15 protein-coding genes are annotated in these 15008 nt (G+C 62.2%); 2 read left to right on the forward strand and 13 right to left on the reverse strand.

What is annotated here, in order from left to right:
* The first annotated feature begins 94 nt into the window (after positions 1 to 94).
* On the forward strand, positions 95 to 268 hold the full coding sequence (locus H163_RS24250; RefSeq protein ID WP_019962955.1) for a hypothetical protein: 174 nt from the start codon (positions 95 to 97) through the stop codon (positions 266 to 268).
* 44 nt (positions 269 to 312) lie between these two features.
* Here H163_RS24250 and ccoS read toward each other — a convergent pair whose 3' ends face one another.
* The 9 genes from ccoS to H163_RS0102490 form a co-directional block, all read right to left on the reverse strand.
* Complete coding sequence (gene ccoS, locus H163_RS0102450; protein WP_019962956.1) at positions 313 to 480, reverse strand: cbb3-type cytochrome oxidase assembly protein CcoS; 168 nt, start codon at positions 478 to 480, stop codon at positions 313 to 315.
* Complete coding sequence (locus tag H163_RS0102455) at positions 477 to 2762, reverse strand: heavy metal translocating P-type ATPase (RefSeq protein WP_051105300.1); 2286 nt, start codon at positions 2760 to 2762, stop codon at positions 477 to 479. The genes ccoS and H163_RS0102455 overlap by 4 nt, the downstream gene beginning before the upstream one ends.
* Before the next feature lie 72 nt (positions 2763 to 2834).
* The gene (locus H163_RS0102460) at positions 2835 to 3374 is read right to left on the reverse strand and encodes a FixH family protein (RefSeq protein WP_208975292.1); all 540 of its coding nucleotides are present in this window, start codon (positions 3372 to 3374) and stop codon (positions 2835 to 2837) included.
* A 9-nt stretch (positions 3375 to 3383) separates the two neighbouring features.
* Positions 3384 to 4841, reverse strand: coding sequence for a cytochrome c oxidase accessory protein CcoG (gene ccoG / locus H163_RS0102465; RefSeq protein WP_019962959.1), 1458 nt, complete (start codon positions 4839 to 4841; stop codon positions 3384 to 3386).
* A 233-nt stretch (positions 4842 to 5074) separates the two neighbouring features.
* Positions 5075 to 5953, reverse strand: a complete 879-nt coding sequence (gene ccoP, locus H163_RS0102470; RefSeq protein WP_019962960.1) for a cytochrome-c oxidase, cbb3-type subunit III — start codon at positions 5951 to 5953, stop codon at positions 5075 to 5077.
* Between the two features lie 3 nt (positions 5954 to 5956).
* Entirely contained in the window at positions 5957 to 6112 is a 156-nt protein-coding gene (locus H163_RS0102475; RefSeq protein ID WP_019962961.1) for a cbb3-type cytochrome c oxidase subunit 3, read from the reverse strand.
* Positions 6113 to 6122: 10 nt separating this feature from the next.
* Positions 6123 to 6857 carry a cytochrome-c oxidase, cbb3-type subunit II gene (gene ccoO, locus H163_RS0102480; RefSeq protein WP_019962962.1) on the reverse strand — a complete coding sequence of 245 codons (735 nt, stop codon included), beginning with the start codon at positions 6855 to 6857 and terminating at the stop codon, positions 6123 to 6125.
* Positions 6858 to 6872: 15 nt separating this feature from the next.
* Positions 6873 to 8528, reverse strand: a complete 1656-nt coding sequence (ccoN, locus tag H163_RS0102485) for a cytochrome-c oxidase, cbb3-type subunit I (RefSeq protein WP_019962963.1) — start codon at positions 8526 to 8528, stop codon at positions 6873 to 6875.
* 236 nt (positions 8529 to 8764) lie between these two features.
* The gene (locus tag H163_RS0102490) at positions 8765 to 9847 is read right to left on the reverse strand and encodes an AbrB family transcriptional regulator (RefSeq protein ID WP_019962964.1); all 1083 of its coding nucleotides are present in this window, start codon (positions 9845 to 9847) and stop codon (positions 8765 to 8767) included.
* Positions 9848 to 10052: 205 nt separating this feature from the next.
* Between H163_RS0102490 and hemN the strand changes: the two genes are divergently transcribed.
* The gene (hemN, locus tag H163_RS0102495) at positions 10053 to 11417 is read left to right on the forward strand and encodes an oxygen-independent coproporphyrinogen III oxidase (protein WP_026355371.1); all 1365 of its coding nucleotides are present in this window, start codon (positions 10053 to 10055) and stop codon (positions 11415 to 11417) included.
* 150 nt (positions 11418 to 11567) lie between these two features.
* Here hemN and H163_RS0102505 read toward each other — a convergent pair whose 3' ends face one another.
* The 4 genes from H163_RS0102505 to H163_RS0102520 all read right to left on the reverse strand — a co-directional run bounded on the left by H163_RS0102505 (position 11568) and on the right by H163_RS0102520 (position 14944).
* Positions 11568 to 12284: a helix-turn-helix domain-containing protein gene (locus H163_RS0102505; RefSeq protein WP_115336407.1), complete on the reverse strand. Its 717-nt coding sequence runs from the start codon at positions 12282 to 12284 to the stop codon at positions 11568 to 11570.
* Between the two features lie 353 nt (positions 12285 to 12637).
* Complete coding sequence (locus tag H163_RS0102510) at positions 12638 to 12982, reverse strand: response regulator (protein ID WP_019962968.1); 345 nt, start codon at positions 12980 to 12982, stop codon at positions 12638 to 12640.
* A gap of 153 nt (positions 12983 to 13135) precedes the next feature.
* The gene (locus tag H163_RS0102515; RefSeq protein WP_019962969.1) at positions 13136 to 13732 is read right to left on the reverse strand and encodes a response regulator transcription factor; all 597 of its coding nucleotides are present in this window, start codon (positions 13730 to 13732) and stop codon (positions 13136 to 13138) included.
* Positions 13733 to 13771: 39 nt separating this feature from the next.
* Positions 13772 to 14944, reverse strand: a complete 1173-nt coding sequence (locus H163_RS0102520) for a two-component system sensor histidine kinase NtrB (RefSeq protein WP_051105301.1) — start codon at positions 14942 to 14944, stop codon at positions 13772 to 13774.
* Between the last annotated feature and the right edge of the window lie 64 nt (positions 14945 to 15008).

Here is a 15008-nt window from a genome sequence, read left to right on the forward strand (position 1 = left end):
ACGCGCCTTTCAGGGAGCCGTGCTATAAAAACGTCACAGTCAGACAAGGCGGGTTTTCACGATAGCCTTTCATCCTGACACTCCGGAGCCAGCCATGCAGAGCGAACGCATCGAGAAGAAGAGGGAGGCACGCAGGGACGAACCTGTTGCGCAGATCCCGTCCTTCAGTGCCAGCTCAGGCCCTGCTCACGAGAATATTCTCCTCTTCTCAGGTCTGGCTCTGCTGATCGTCTCCGCCAGCATGGTGATCACCGCGCTCGTCGGCTGAGGCATGTGCCCCGGCATCGCTTTGGCTAGGCATCGCGCAGCCGGTCAGGCTTTCTTTCCGTCGCCATCTTCCAGATCATCATCATCCAGAATACGCCAGCCGGCGCCTTCGAGATCATCATACTGGCCGCTTTTCAGCGACCACAGGAATCCCACAAGCCCCAATCCACCGAGGAACAGGGCGACCGGAATGAGAAACAGCAGGATGGTCATTCTGCCCCCCGAGGCTTGAGAGAGATCGCCGGCTTACGGCCAGCGGCTGTGCTGGTTCCAGCCGGGCCGGACACTGCATCCTGTGCCATGCGCGCATTGACGAGGCGCAGGCGCAGGGCATTGGCCGTGACGATGAGGGACGAGCCCGACATGGCGGCTGCCGCAATCAGCGGCGTGACAAAGCCCGCCACCGCAATCGGAACAGCGATCAGATTGTAGATCACCGAGATCCACAGGTTCTCGATCATGGCCGCCTTGGCCTTGCGGGAGATGGCCAGCGCTTCGGCCACGGGGCGCAGCGGATCACCTAGGAACACGGCATCGGCAGCGGCCTGGCTGATGTGGACCGCCGTCACCGGCGACAGCGACACATGCGCTGCGGCCAGAGCGGGAGCGTCATTCAGCCCGTCACCGACCATCAGAACGGTGCGGCCAGCCTGCTTCAGGTCCTCCAGCCGGGCAATCTTGCCCGCAGGCGTCATCCCGGCCCGCCATTCGCGGATTCCAAGGGCATTCGCGGCCTGCTCCACGGCGCCCGCACGGTCACCGGACAGGATCTCCAGATGATAGCCCATGGCCCTCAGGCTTGCGGCAACGGCCGGAGCATCAGGCCGGAGCTTCTGCCGCAGGGCGATCAGCCGCACCGGCCCCTCGCCGACCCGATAGGCCAGCAGCGAGGCATCGGGATGGCGTTGCATCAGCGCCGCCACTTCTGCCTCTGCCGCACCGCAGAAGACGGGGCTGCCAAGCCGGATTTCGCGTGCCCCAAGATCGCAGGAGACACCTGCCCCGCTTGTTTCTGCCACACCGGCCAGCGGCTCGCTGGCCGCCGTTGCCTGAGCAAGGCCACGGGCCAAAGGATGACGGCTGGACAGCGCCAGACGCCCGGCGAGCAGAAGATCCCGGTCCGACAGATCCGGCTCTTCCACCAGTTCCGGCTCGGACAGGGTCAGCGTGCCAGTCTTGTCGAAAACGATGGTATCAGCCGCCGCCAGCCGCTCGATGGCGTCGCCCGAGCGGATCAGCACACCGGCCTTGAACAACTGCCCGGAAGCGACGACCTGCACCGCCGGAATGGCAAGGCCAAGCGCGCAGGGGCAGGTGATGATGAGAACCGAAATGGCGATGACAAGAGCCGGCTGCCAGCCAATGCCATAAAGCGCCCATCCGGCAAAGGTCAGCGCTGCCGCCGCATGCACCACCGGCGAATACATGGAGGCGGCCCGGTCTGCGAGCACGACATAGGAGGACTTGGCCTGTCCGGCCGCTTCCAGCAGACGGTTCACCTCATCCAGCACCGTGGAACCGGAGGCAACCGCCACGCGCACATGCAGCACGCCATCGGCATTGCTGGTGCCGGCATAGACCCGGTCCCCGGGTCTTACCGGCTCCAGCGCAGTTTCGCCGGTCACAAGGCTCTGATCGACCTCGGACACGCCCTCTTCAATGATCCCGTCAACCGGAATGCGGTCACCAGCGGTGACCAGCACGAGGTCGCCGGGTTGAATGCGGGAGAGCGGCACCTCGCGCACGCTGCCGTCCGGATTGATCCGCGCCGCGACCTCCCCCTTCAAGGCCGCGATATTCTCCGCCAGCGACTGGGTGCGGCCGCGCATGTTGTGGTCGAGATAGCGGCCGACCAGCAGGAAGAACAAAAGCATGGTGGCGGATTCGAAATAGGCGTGATGCTGGCTTTGCGCGGTCTGGACCAGCGACAGCCCGACCGCAAGGCACACGCCGATGGAAATCGGCACATCCATGTTGAGGCGGCGGCCGCGGATGGCATTGAAGGCACTTCTGAAGAACGGGCGGCCCGCATAGGCAACCGCCGGAAGGGCGATCAGCGCCGAAATCCAGTGAAACAGGTCGCGGGTTTCGTCGGTGATATCCGTGACATTGCCCGACCAGACCGAGACGGAGAGCAGCATGATGTTCATCGCTGCAAAGCCGGAGACGGCAATGGCGCGCATCAGCTCCCGCCCCGTCTGGTCCTGAAGGTTGCGCGCCGAAGCCGGATCGAACGGGTGGGCCTTGTAGCCCATGCGCGCCAGCGTGGCGACAATCTTGTCCGCCCCGGTGGCTGCGGCATCCCAGTCCACGGCGAGCCGGTGAGAGGTGAGGTTGACGCGCGCCCTGGCGACGCCCGGCAGGCGCATCAGCCCCCGCTCGATGTCGCCCATGCAGGCTGCACAGGTAATGCCCTCGACGGCCAGGTCCATATGGGCCCTGCCCTCTTCTCCGGGTGTGACGAATGCGTCCCAGTCACGCATATGCACAGTCATGATCCGTCCTTCTCGCGGGAGAAAATGCCATGCCCGGTTCGCCCCCCGAACCGCGCATGGCGCTTGTCGAACTCAGTCCTTGAGGAACAGCTTGTTCTCGGACCGGAACACCCGGCCCTCGGCCCCGTGGGCCTCGATGATCAGGTGCCAGTTGCCCGCGGCCAGCGGCTCCGGCGTCAAGGCCGCGTAGTGCCCGCTTTCCCCTTCGATCAGGTCCACGGTCTGATCCTGCCCCTTCGCCACCGGGTGCATCAGCTTCGCCTCGAAGGTCACACCGGAAACCGGCGAGCCGTCGGCCTTTTCGGCATTGATGGCGATCTGGGCACGGCCTTCGATACTGCGCTCAAGATGCACGCCGACCTGCCAGCCGCGCGACGCCTGTTCACGCGCCGCTGCCACCTCATTGTTGAAGGCCTGTCCCGCCTTGTAGGAACTGTCGACGACCGTTCCGGGGAAGCTGCCGAGAGCAACCCAGAGGAAGATGCCGTTGACCGCAAAGATGACCCCGAAAAAGCCCGTCAGCCAGATCAGAACCGTCCATCCGGTCATGGGGCGGCGCGCCGCCCCTGCCGTTCCATCACCCTTGCCCATCCTCGCAAGTGTCTGTGTCATCTGATCCTCCTATGGGGCCTTGAAATAATCGCTGGTGTAGACAACCTCGCCCATCACCGTATCCGTCAGGCGGAAGATGACGGGTGTCGAGGACGCAAGTTTTGCATCGGCCGGGGAATAGACCAGCACGCGGATCTCGCGGCTCTGGTCCGGGCCGACAACGATGAAGGGACGGCCATCCACATAGTGATCAATGCCGATCGCCTCGACCCTCGTGCCGCCGGGCATGCCTTCAACGTTGAGCATGAAGGTGCGTTCGTGGTTCTGCTTGTTCAGCAGGCGGACGGTAAAGCCGTTGCGCACCGAGCCGTCATTCTGCTGGACGAAGATCGGGTTGCGGTCATGCAGCACGCTGATCCCGGCAAAGTCGCGGGCGAGCAACGCATAGAGCATGATGGCTCCGGTGATGGCGATGACCGCTGCATAGACGATGGTGCGCGGACGCACGATATCATAGGTCGGGTCCTTACCCTCCAGCCGCCGCTGGATGTTCTCGTCCGTGTCATAGCCGATCAGGCCCGTGGGCTTGCCGACGCGGGTCATCACCGCGTCGCAGGCATCAATGCACAACCCGCACTGGATGCAGTCGAGCTGAAGGCCGTTGCGGATGTCGACGCCTGTCGGGCAGACATGGAAGCACTGGGCACAGTCAACGCAGTCACCAGCCGGCTGGCCAAGCGCCGCCAGTTCCTTGTTGCGCTTCAGCGGGCCGCGCGGCTCGCCCCGGTCCCAGCGGTAGGTGACGTTCAGAGCCTTTTCGTCCGTCAGCGCCGCCTGAATGCGTGGCCAGGGGCACATGTAGATGCAGACCTGCTCGCGCATGAAGCCGGCCAGCAGATAGGTGGTCGCGGTCAGAATGCCGATCCACACATAGGCACTTAGCGGTGCCTGGAAGGTGGCGAGTTCATAGACCAGCGTCGGTGCGTCGGAGAAATAGAGAACCCAGGCACCGCCGGTCCACCAGGCGATCATCAGCCAGGACACATGCTTGGCCGCACGCTTGCCGAATTTCGACAGGCTCATCGGCGCTTTGTCGAGTGCAATACGCTCGCGCCGGTCCCCTTCGATCTTGCGCTCGACCCAGAGGAAAAGGTCGGTCCACACCGTCTGCGGGCAAAGATAGCCGCACCACAGGCGCCCGGCGACCGCGTTCATCAGAAACAGTGCCAGAGCCGCAATGATCAGCAGACCGGTGAGGTAATAGACCTCCTGCGGCCAGATCTCGATGAAGAAGAAATAGGCCCGCCGGCCTTCAAGATCGACCAAAACAGCCTGACTGGGCGCATTCGGCCCCCGGTCCCAGCGGATGAAGGGAAGGAAATAGTAGATGCCCAGCGTGATGAAAAGCAGCGCCCACTTGATCTTGCGGAAGGTTCCCTTGACCGCCATCGGATAGATCTTCCGGGCAGACGCAAACCACTCTTCTGGCTCACCGCCGGCACCGGCGGCATTTGGCTCGACACGCATATTTCCGTCCTTTCGCCCCGGTTTCCGGCCCCAACGGCACCCGGGAGATTCCGGGTGCAGCGCGAGAACGCAGACCCAGGTTCATGCTGACCTTCAAGGCACAGTAGACGGCGCAGACGCTTCGGGCCTTGAGCCTGATCAAATGCGGCAATATGTCAAAGGCCGGACGCTTGCGCGTCCGGCCTCCGGTTTTCTGCAGTTCTGGTTCTTGCCGCGCGGGCCGGGTGGTGAGACTACTCACCACCCCCGAAGGAGTGCACATAGACGGCCAGCGACTTGATGGTCGCCGGGTCGAGGCGGCCTTCCCAGGCAGGCATCACGCCATGACGCGGGGCATTGACCTGCGCCTTGATCGCCTTGACCGACTTGCCGAACACATAGTTCGCGGACATCAGGCTTGGAGCGCCCATTTCCCGCATACCGGCAAGATCCTCGCCATGGCAGGAGGCACAGTTCTCCTGGTAGACGGTCTCGCCAGCGGCCAGATCCACACCGGCTTCCGGCTCCAGCCCGGCGCGCGAGGCGACGAAGCTGGCAACCTGATCGATCTGGGTCTTGTCGAGCAGCTCATCCCGGCCGAAGGCAGGCATCTCGGCGAATCTGGCCTCGTCATGGCCCGACCGGATGCCGTACTTCAGGGTCGTGTGGATGTCGTCCAGCGTGCCGCCCCAGATCCAGCCATCGTCCTGAAGGTTCGGGTAGCCAATGGCACCCGTACCGCCAGAGCCGTGGCAGGCTGCGCAATTGTCGCCAAAAGCCGCCCGGCCATTCGCCATGGCGAAGTCGAGCAGGGCCGGCGTGCTGGCGATCTCTTCGAGGCTTGCGTCATTCAGCCCTGCACCCAGCTGGGCACGCGCTGCCTGACCGGCCTCGACAGCTGCCAGCGCATCAGCGCGCTGGCTGTTGCCGAGAACACCTGCCGTATAGCTGCTGAGCAGCGGCCAGGACGGATAGACCACCCAGTAGCCGATGGCCCAGACAATGCAGGCGTAGAAGACATAGAGCCACCACTTGGGCAGGGGATTGTTGAGCTCCTTGAGCCCGTCCCACTCGTGGCCTGTCGTTTCAACGCCGGAGACAGCATCGATCTCCTTCTTGTGAATGTCGCTCATCTGTCAGTCCTCCCGGAACGGGATCTTGGAGGCCTCGTCAAAGCGTTCTGCATTGCGGGGCCAGAGGGCATAGGCGAGCACACCTGCAAACATCAGCACGAAGTAGATCGTGCCACCCGTCTGGGCGAAGCTGGCCAGGGTCATGTAGGTCTCGTTCATGTGAGCCTCCTCAGCGCAAGTTCGCCTTGTCGTCGTAGATCGTGAAATCCACGAGCGTGCCAAGCATCTGCAGATAGGCGATGAGAGCGTCCATTTCCGTCAGGTCCTTCGGGTTGCCGTCGAAGTCGCGGACAACAGCCTTGGGATAACGGGCCAGGAATTCATCCACGCCGTCAGCATCCGGGTTCGCCTGAATGGTCAGGTCCGCAGCGGCCTTTTCGATCATTTCGTCCGTGTAAGGCACGCCGACGATTGCATTCACCTTCAGGTGGTCGGCAATCCCTCGGGTGTCGAGCTTGGCCGTCATGAGGAACGGATAGCCCGGCATGATCGATTCCGGCACGACAGAGCGCGGGTTGATCAGGTGATCCCTGTGCCAATCGTCGGAGTACTTGCCGCCGACGCGGGCCAGGTCCGGGCCGGTGCGCTTGGAGCCCCACTGGAACGGATGGTCGTACATGGACTCCGCCGCCAGCGAGTACTTGCCGTAACGCTCCAGCTCATCACGCATCGGGCGGATCATCTGCGAATGGCAGAGATAGCACCCTTCACGGATGTAGATGTTGCGGCCAGCCAACTCGAGCGGGGAGTAGGGACGCATCCCTTCCACCTTCTCGATTGTGCTCTTCAGATAGAAGAGCGGGACAATCTCAACGAGACCGCCGATGGAGACCATCAGGAGGATGCCCACAAGAAGAAGAATGGAGTTCTTCTCGAAGATTTGGTGTTTTGCCCAGGCAGACATTGATTGCTCTCCCCCTTATTCGGCCGGAGCCAGATTGCCAGCCGTACCGGTTTCGGCCACTTCGGCCTCGCCGTGACGGACGGTCATCCAGAGGTTGAAGGCCATGATCACGGCGCCGATCACGAAGAGCGCACCACCGAGAGCACGGATTACGTAATAGGGGAACATGGCGTCGACGGTTTCGATGAACGAGTATTCAAGGAAGCCCATCTTGTCATAGGCGCGCCACATCAGGCCCTGCATGATGCCCGACACCCACATGGCGCAGATGTACAGGACGATGCCCATGGTGGAGAGCCAGAAATGCCAGTCCACCAGCTTGAGCGAGTAGAGGCCCTTCTTCTTCCACAGCCAGGGAACCAGGCAGTAGAGCGCACCGAAGGAGATGTAGCCCACCCAGCCGAGCGCACCGGAATGCACGTGGCCAATGGTCCAGTCAGTGTAGTGCGACAGCGAGTTCACGGCACGGATGCTCATGAGCGGGCCTTCAAAGGTCGACATGCCGTAGAAGGCAACCGACACGACCATCATGCGCAGCACCGGATCGGTCCGCAGCTTGTCCCAGGCACCCGACAGGGTCATCAGGCCGTTGATCATGCCGCCCCAGGAGGGCATCCACAGGATCACGGAGAAGGTGGCGCCCAGCGTCGAAGCCCACTGCGGCAGAGCCGTGTAGTGCAGGTGGTGGGGGCCGGCCCAGATGTAGATGAAGATCAGCGCCCAAAAGTGCACGATCGACAGACGGTAGCTATAGACCGGCCGTTCGGCACGCTTGGGCACGAAGTAGTACATGATGGCGAGGAAGCCGGCGGTCAGGAAGAAGCCCACCGCGTTATGGCCGTACCACCACTGCACCATCGCATCCTGCACACCAGACCAGACGATGTAGGACTTGGTCCCGAACACCGACACCGGAATGGTGGCGTTGTTGACGAGATGCAGCATCGCAATAGTGACGATGAAGGCCAGGTAGAACCAGTTCGCCACATAGATATGCGGCTCCTTGCGCTTCCACAAAGTGCCGAGGAACAGGAACAGGTAGGCCACCCAGACGATGGTCAGCCACAGATCGGCGTACCATTCCGGCTCGGCATATTCCTTGCCCTGCGTAGCACCCAGCAGGTAGCCCGTACCGGCAATCACGATGAAGGCGTTGTAGCCCAACATGACGAACCAGGGCAGAATCTTGCCGGGCATACGGGCACGGGAGGTGCGCTGCACCACATACATGGATGTCGCCAGCAGCACGTTGCCGCCAAAGGCGAAGATCACCGCAGAGGTGTGCAGCGGACGCAGACGGCCCCAGTTGGTCCAGGGCAGATCGAAGTTCAGCGCCGGAAAGGCCAGCTGAAGCGCGATGATGAGACCGACGGTGAAACCGGCGATGCCCCAGAACATGGCAGCCACGGTGCCGAACTTGACCGGCCCCATGTTGTAGTTCGGCTTGCCGCCGATTTCCTGCGGAATCTCGATCCCGCCGTCATCGAAGTAGTTCTTGAAGATGATGAAGGCACCGGCAGCAGCGAACAGAGCGCCGATTGCCGTATGGAATGCCATCACCTGGTCGTAAGTCTTCCCTGCCACGATCAGGCAGGCGAAGGCGAGCAGCACGAGGAACAGGGCAAAGCCCCCTTCTTCGAGCGATATGAGTTTGGCCTTTGATTGTGCCATTCTTCCGCCCCAGTCTTGAATGCCGCTGGCGAGGGAAGGGCCAGCAGTCCAAGGCCGACCTTGCGCATGGGATGGGTCCAGACGCGTTGATTCAGATCAACGTGGCAGAAAGGCTTCGGTTTGTTGGCAAAAAGGTATCAGGCAGGAAAGCCGTGAGAGTGCTGAAAGGCCTTTAGGACCAGGTAGAGACACCGGCCGTACGCAGCAAATGCCGGCCAAAGAGGCACAAGCCTGCTTCAGGTACCACCGCGCGGGCTGCGGCCAAGCACCGCCAGGGTCACGGGCGGGAGAATCAGGATCAGCGCGATATAGCGGGCCAGCTGATGGGCGGCGACGAAGGCCGGGTCCATGTCGAGCAGATAGGCCAGCAGCATCATCACCTCCAGCCCGCCCGGCGCATAGGCCAGCAGGACCTGACCGGCCGGAATGCCCAGCGTCAGCGCAACGGCCAGCGCCCCCACCACTGACACCGTGAGCCCCACAGCAAAGGCCCCGACAGAGGCCGCCAGAAGGCGCAGCAGCATGGCCGGGGAAATCTCGCAGAAACGGATGCCGATGGAAGCGCCCAGAATGACGAAGCAGGGAATCAGCGCCCAGTCCGGCACGTGCGTGTCGAGAAGGCCCGTACCGCTCGCCAGTGCGCTGGCAAAGAACGCACCCGTCAGCCAGCCGCCCGGAATGCGCAGCCGCACCGCCGCGAAACTGGCCGCGGCACAGATGACAAGGCCTAACGCCGTGTCCTGAAGCGGCACGGGAACTGCCGCAGCACCGCCCCCCATACCTGCTCCGCCAGCCTGTCCAATGAAAAGCGGCAGTGCTGCCACCAGGAAGAACAGCCGGATGATATGGGCCGTCGAGAAACGCGTCACATCTGTCCTGCGGTCAGAGGCAACCGCCATCACGAAAGTCAGGGCACCGGGGATGGCGGCAAAATAGGCCTCCTCACGGGTCCAGCCACAGACATTGCGCAAGAAGAAGAACGTTGCAGCCATGACAAGCGCCACGACCACGGCAAGTCCTGCGAGCGAGACCGGCCAGTCGCCGATGCGGTGCACCACTTCCGGCGTCACGCCGCTGCCCATGGTCATGCCCAGCAGCGTGTAGAGCGGAGGTTGAATGCCGTTTGGAAACTTCGCCCGCAGCCCGGCAAAGGTGGCTGCGGCAACAACAATCATCGCGCCCGAAAGCCAGGCCGCAGGCAGGCCGAGCCAGTTGAACCCGGCCGCGCCTGCCGCGCCGATGGCAACCGTCAGACAGAATCGCGCCAAGGCTGTCCGGCGGGAATCGGTCGGTTCGGCATCAATCTGGCTGGATGTCATGTGGCGGTTCGCGGATCAGGAAATCAGAGGGAAAGCGGGGATACAACGTCACTATAGCGGTCTGCGGCAGGCCAACCAGTGCATTTGCAGCCGGGCTGAACCCTTGCACCTGCGCGCATGACGCATGGCTTGAAGCTGCAACACACCTTCAGGAACGTTGAGGAAGATCAAGGTTCCCCTCCCGGACATCTGCCAGATTGTCCCCATGAGTGACCATCTTGCCCGATATGCGGCCCGTAACGTGCCGCGCTACACAAGCTACCCGACCGCACCGCACTTCAGTGCGGAGGTGACATCCGGCCTTTACGGCAGCTGGCTGGCGGCCCTGCCTGAAGAGACGGACCTGTCCCTCTATCTGCATGTGCCCTATTGCCGGGAGCTGTGCCACTATTGCGGCTGCCACACCAAGGCAACACGCAAGGATGCGCCTCTGGAGCAATATGCCAAATCGCTGGAAGCCGAGATCGAGCTGGTTGCGGGACATCTGGGCGCGCAGCGGCGTGTGCGCCACATCCACTGGGGCGGCGGCACGCCGAGCCTTTTGCCGGAAGCAAGCCTGCTGGAACTCTCCGGCCTGATCCGGGTGCTGTTCGATCTGACACCGGATCTGGAACACGCCATCGAACTGGACCCGCGCTATGTCACCCGCCGCCTTGCGCTGACGCTGGCCGTGATGGGCATCAACCGCGCCAGCCTCGGCGTGCAGGACCTGAACCCGGATGTGCAGAAGGCCATCGGCCGGGTGCAGTCCTACGAGGTGCTGCGGGCAGCCGTCGATCACCTGCGCGATGCGGGGCTTGAGGCACTCAATTTCGACCTGATGTACGGGTTGCCGCTGCAGACGCGCGACACGATTCTCGACACTGTCGCCCGCTCCGTCGCGCTGCAGCCGTCGCGCATTGCCCTCTTCGGCTATGCCCATGTGCCCTGGATGAAGAAGCACCAGCGGCTCATTGACGAGACCACCCTGCCCGCGCCGGCCGAGCGCCTTGCCATGGCCGATGCGGCGCGCGATGCCCTGATGGATGCGGGCTATGTGGCCATCGGCCTCGATCATTTCTCCCGGCCGGACGACAGCATGGCCATTGCACTGGCTGAAGGCCGTCTGAAGCGTAATTTCCAGGGCTACACCACCGATCAGGGTGAAGCGCTGATCGGCCTCGGCGTCTCCTCCATCGGCCGCCTGCCTGCCGGTTTTGCGCAGAATGTCAGCGACACGGGCACATGGCAGCGCATGGTGGAAAACGGTCAACTCCCGGTCAACAAGGGCTTTGCCCTGTCCGATGATGACCGGGCGCGGGCCGATATCATCGAGCAGCTGATGACCTCCTACACCGCGGACGTGGCCCGGATTGCCGAACGGCATGGCCTGCCCCTCAGCCACTTCAGCGAAAGCCTCGCAAAGCTGGAGGAGCTCAGCGCCGACAGCCTGCTGACCTGCCAGGACGCCTGGGTGAAGATCACGCCGGAAGGCCGGCCTTATGTGCGCATCGCGGCGGCTGCCTTCGATGCCTATTTCGGCAAGGCTGCCCCCAGCGCGGTGGTGCCGCGTCACTCGATGGCGGTGTGAGGATTGGAAATGGCGCCCGGCCAGATGGCAGGCTGGGCCAAAGCAGGAGCAAGGATGGCATCCGCTTTGGCCTGCAGAAACGCCAACAGCCAGTCCTTGCGGACTGGCTGGAGGGCCTACAATGATCGATGGGGTCTTGTGCTTGTCTGATCAGTGCTTGCCGGTGAGCTGGCAGACAGCGCAAACGCGGTTGAGGCGGATCTCGTCGTTGCGCTCCAGCGTGATGAGGCCGCGGCGCTTCATGTCCGAGATTACACGGCTGACCGTCTCGATGGTCAGACCAAGGTAGTCGGCAATTTCCTGGCGGGTCATGTGCAGCTTGACCTGACGGCTGTCCGGCAGGCCGTCTTCGACCGGCCCCATGCAGTTGTTACCGCCGCGGTCCGGCACCAGATGCATCAGGAAGCTGGCAACACGCTCGGTTGCCGACTTGCGGCCAAGCAGAACCGCGTGCTCATGCAGATGCTGCATCTGCGTGATCAGGCATTTGGTCAGCTGGCGCTGAATGTCGGAAGAGACTTCGATCTGGTGCAGGTCCAGCGTGTGGACGCAGGCATCGGTCAGGGTTTCAGCGGTGCAATCCTGCTCTTCACCGGCGGGCATGCCGAAGATATCTCCGGCGCGCAGCACCTCAACCACCTGACGGCGGCCATCGGGCAGCAGCTTGAACAGCATCACCGTGCCGCGGCCAACCTCAAAAATGCGGTCGGCAGGATCACCCTGGTAATAGATCACATCATGCGGCTTATAGCTCACGCTCTTGGCGCCAAAGCTGGCGAAGTGAGAGGTGACCTCGGGCGCAGGAACGCGGGATGCGATAGTGCCAGCCATAGGTGATCTTGTGAGATTGCGTTCCAGATAAGCCATGTTTCCCTCCTGTGGCTTTCAACCCGCAAAGAAACACGGCACGGATTTCCCCATGCGGCACGTTTCCGGCAACCTGCCCCGTCCGGCGGGCTGCCTGTATTGCTGCTGATGGTGAGAAGCTATCGTGAAGATTTGCAGGGCGGAATCCGGTCGAGTGCGTAAGGCCTTATACTCAGGGCAGTATGACGCATCCGTAGAATTCAGTAGTGCATGGGAGTTGTATTCCGTCTCTCAGAGCGGCAACACGGCACAGCAAACAATTCTGCAATCAGACCACAACTGCGAAAATGATAAAGTTCCACTTTACAAGACAAAAGAAGTGCAGGATTTTTTTTGCGGCGGCAAGTCCGCCTTCAAAGATAAGGCGCCAGCTCTTCTTCGGACAGAGGCTTGCGCAGGAAGGCAAAGGGATTGATGCCGCTCAGCATTTCCCGCAGGCGGTTTCCCGGCTGTCCGGAAATCACAATAACCTTGGGAGGATCACGGAATTCACCAAGCCAGCGCACGACCTGTGCGCCACTGACCCCGGGCAGGCCCAGGTCGACAATCACCAAGTCGCCGGAGACCGGTGGCTCTCCTTCAAAGAAGGATTCTGCGTCGGGGTATACGACCGCATCGTGGCCCATTCCCTCAACAAGAATGGACAGCGCGTCCGATACCCCGAAATCATCTTCGACAATGTGAACTGTCACGTACATGGTCCGCGATAGAGCGTGTGCACTTGGCACTCCCCTCTTTATACGGCCCTTTTGCCCAATATGATCTACGCACTAGTACGGGGGATCTGAATCAAATTTTCGCCATCGGCGGCGTCAGCCCGCTCACGGAGTGCCGGCTGACGCGCATTCGATTCAATGAGCAAGCACGATGCGGACGAGATCGGCCGCGTTCTTGGCCCCGAGTTTTTCCATGATGCGGGCGCGGTGCACTTCGACCGTGCGCGGGCTGATGCCCAGTTCCCGGCCAGCTTCCTTGTTGGAAGCCCCGGCGGTAATCCGCCCCAGGACCTCGCGCTCGCGCCGGGTCAACAGCTCAGCTCCGGGGAAGCTGCCGGTCTCGGCATTGGCAGCCCCGCCCTTGTTCTGCTGCGCCTCGATGCCCTCGCGCACACGGGCAACCACCGTGTCGGCGTCAAACGGCTTCTCGATGAAGTCAAAAGCCCCGTTGCGGATGGCCTCGACAGCCATCGGGATGTCGCCCTGACCGGAGATGATGAAGATCGGCGCTTCATAGCTCTCCGCGCTCAGGGCCTTCAGCACGTCAATGCCGGAGCGCCCCGGCATGTGCACGTCGAGAATGACGCAAGCCGGAATACGCTCCTTGGCAGCGATGACGAAGCTGTCCCCGTCCTCGAAGGTTTCAACCGAAAAGCCCTCCATCTCGAACACGACAGACAATGCATCGCGCACGGCGGGATCATCATCAACGATGTAGATGGCTTCGGTCATCCCTAAAGTCCTCTTTCTTGCCTACAGCCCACGGGCATATCACGACTTGCCGTCAGCGTGACGATCTGGATCAATATTACAATTAATCGGGAGGCGGAGAACGAACGTTGCTCCTTCTCCGCCGGCCGCTTTTTCAAGGCTCAGATCACCCGCATGATTCTGGGCGATTGTACGGGAAATGGCGAGGCCAAGCCCCAGCCCTTTGCGTTTGTGGCCCGAGAAGGCACGGAACAGTTCCGGCACCACCTCGGACGGAACGCCGGGTCCGCTGTCGCGGACACGGAACTCGATATACTCTCCACTCCGTTCGACTTCCAGGCGCACGGTCTTTTCCGGCGAGCCTTGCACGGCCTCGCGGGCATTGCGCAGCAGGTTCACCAGCACCTGCCGGATCTGCACCGGATCGATCGGAAGTTTCGGCAGGCGCGGCTGGATCTTCATCTCGAAGCGCACGCCGCTGTCGCCGGATCCCAGCTCAACCAACTCCACACAGGACCGGCTGAAACTGACCAGATCCGTCGGCACCCGCTCCGGATCGCGCTTTTCCACCAGCTGGCGCATGCGCTGGATGATTTCGCCTGCACGCTCAGCCTCGCGCATGGCCTTCTCGATCACGCCGAGGGACTGGGCATCGACCGTATCGGCATTGCGCGCCTTGCGGACAACGGCCTGAAGATACAAGAGGATTGCTGTCAGCGGCTGGTTCAGTTCATGGGCAATCGCCGCGCCCATCTCGTCAATGGCGCTGATCCGCGTCATGTGAACGAGCTGTGCCTGCGCCCTCGCAAGGCTCTGCTCCACGGACTTGCGGTGCCGCAGGTCCCGCAGGATGCCGATGAACTGGCGGCCATCGGGGGTCTTCGCCTCTCCGACCGACAGCTCCACCGGAAACTCGGTGCCATCCTTGTGGCGCGCAGCCACTTCACGGCCGATGCCGATGATCTTCCGCTCGCCGGTTTCCAGATAGCGCTCGACATACTCGTCATGCTCGCGGGCGTAAGAGCCCGGCATGATCAACGTAACGTTCTGCCCCAGTGCTTCAGCCGCCGTATACCCGAAAAGACGCTCGCAAGCCTTGTTGAAGGCAAGGATCCGCATGCGGTCATTGATGACAATGATGCCGTCGACGGCCGTTTCCAGAACACTGGCCAGACGTGCGTCAGATACGGTCCAAGCCGCGCCCTGACCACAATGTCCCTGTCCCTCGTTCATGCCCCGCCGCCCAAAATTCCCGAGCGCGGCCAAGCACAACGCTGGGTAACAAGTCCTTACGTGG

Origin of the sequence: Pannonibacter phragmitetus DSM 14782, assembly GCF_000382365.1 — a bacterium.
In the GTDB taxonomy this organism is placed as follows: Bacteria; Pseudomonadota; Alphaproteobacteria; order Rhizobiales; family Stappiaceae; genus Pannonibacter; species Pannonibacter phragmitetus.

What these genes read in the sequence shown, in the direction of transcription:
- H163_RS0102515 (WP_019962969.1), bottom strand. Translation starts at nt 13,732, where the DNA reads ATGACCGAAGCCATCTACATCGTTGATGATGATCCCGCCGTGCGCGAT.
- hemN (WP_026355371.1), top strand. Translation starts at nt 10,053, where the DNA reads ATGAGTGACCATCTTGCCCGATATGCGGCCCGTAACGTGCCGCGCTAC.
- ccoP (WP_019962960.1), bottom strand. Translation starts at nt 5,953, where the DNA reads ATGAGCGACATTCACAAGAAGGAGATCGATGCTGTCTCCGGCGTTGAA.
- H163_RS0102475 (WP_019962961.1), bottom strand. Translation starts at nt 6,112, where the DNA reads ATGAACGAGACCTACATGACCCTGGCCAGCTTCGCCCAGACGGGTGGC.
- H163_RS0102520 (WP_051105301.1), bottom strand. Translation starts at nt 14,944, where the DNA reads ATGAACGAGGGACAGGGACATTGTGGTCAGGGCGCGGCTTGGACCGTA.
- H163_RS0102460 (WP_208975292.1), bottom strand. Translation starts at nt 3,374, where the DNA reads ATGACACAGACACTTGCGAGGATGGGCAAGGGTGATGGAACGGCAGGG.
- H163_RS0102490 (WP_019962964.1), bottom strand. Translation starts at nt 9,847, where the DNA reads ATGACATCCAGCCAGATTGATGCCGAACCGACCGATTCCCGCCGGACA.
- ccoG (WP_019962959.1), bottom strand. Translation starts at nt 4,841, where the DNA reads ATGCGTGTCGAGCCAAATGCCGCCGGTGCCGGCGGTGAGCCAGAAGAG.
- H163_RS0102510 (WP_019962968.1), bottom strand. Translation starts at nt 12,982, where the DNA reads ATGTACGTGACAGTTCACATTGTCGAAGATGATTTCGGGGTATCGGAC.
- ccoN (WP_019962963.1), bottom strand. Translation starts at nt 8,528, where the DNA reads ATGGCACAATCAAAGGCCAAACTCATATCGCTCGAAGAAGGGGGCTTT.
- H163_RS24250 (WP_019962955.1), top strand. Translation starts at nt 95, where the DNA reads ATGCAGAGCGAACGCATCGAGAAGAAGAGGGAGGCACGCAGGGACGAA.
- H163_RS0102505 (WP_115336407.1), bottom strand. Translation starts at nt 12,284, where the DNA reads ATGGCTTATCTGGAACGCAATCTCACAAGATCACCTATGGCTGGCACT.
- ccoS (WP_019962956.1), bottom strand. Translation starts at nt 480, where the DNA reads ATGACCATCCTGCTGTTTCTCATTCCGGTCGCCCTGTTCCTCGGTGGA.
- ccoO (WP_019962962.1), bottom strand. Translation starts at nt 6,857, where the DNA reads ATGTCTGCCTGGGCAAAACACCAAATCTTCGAGAAGAACTCCATTCTT.
- H163_RS0102455 (WP_051105300.1), bottom strand. Translation starts at nt 2,762, where the DNA reads ATGACTGTGCATATGCGTGACTGGGACGCATTCGTCACACCCGGAGAA.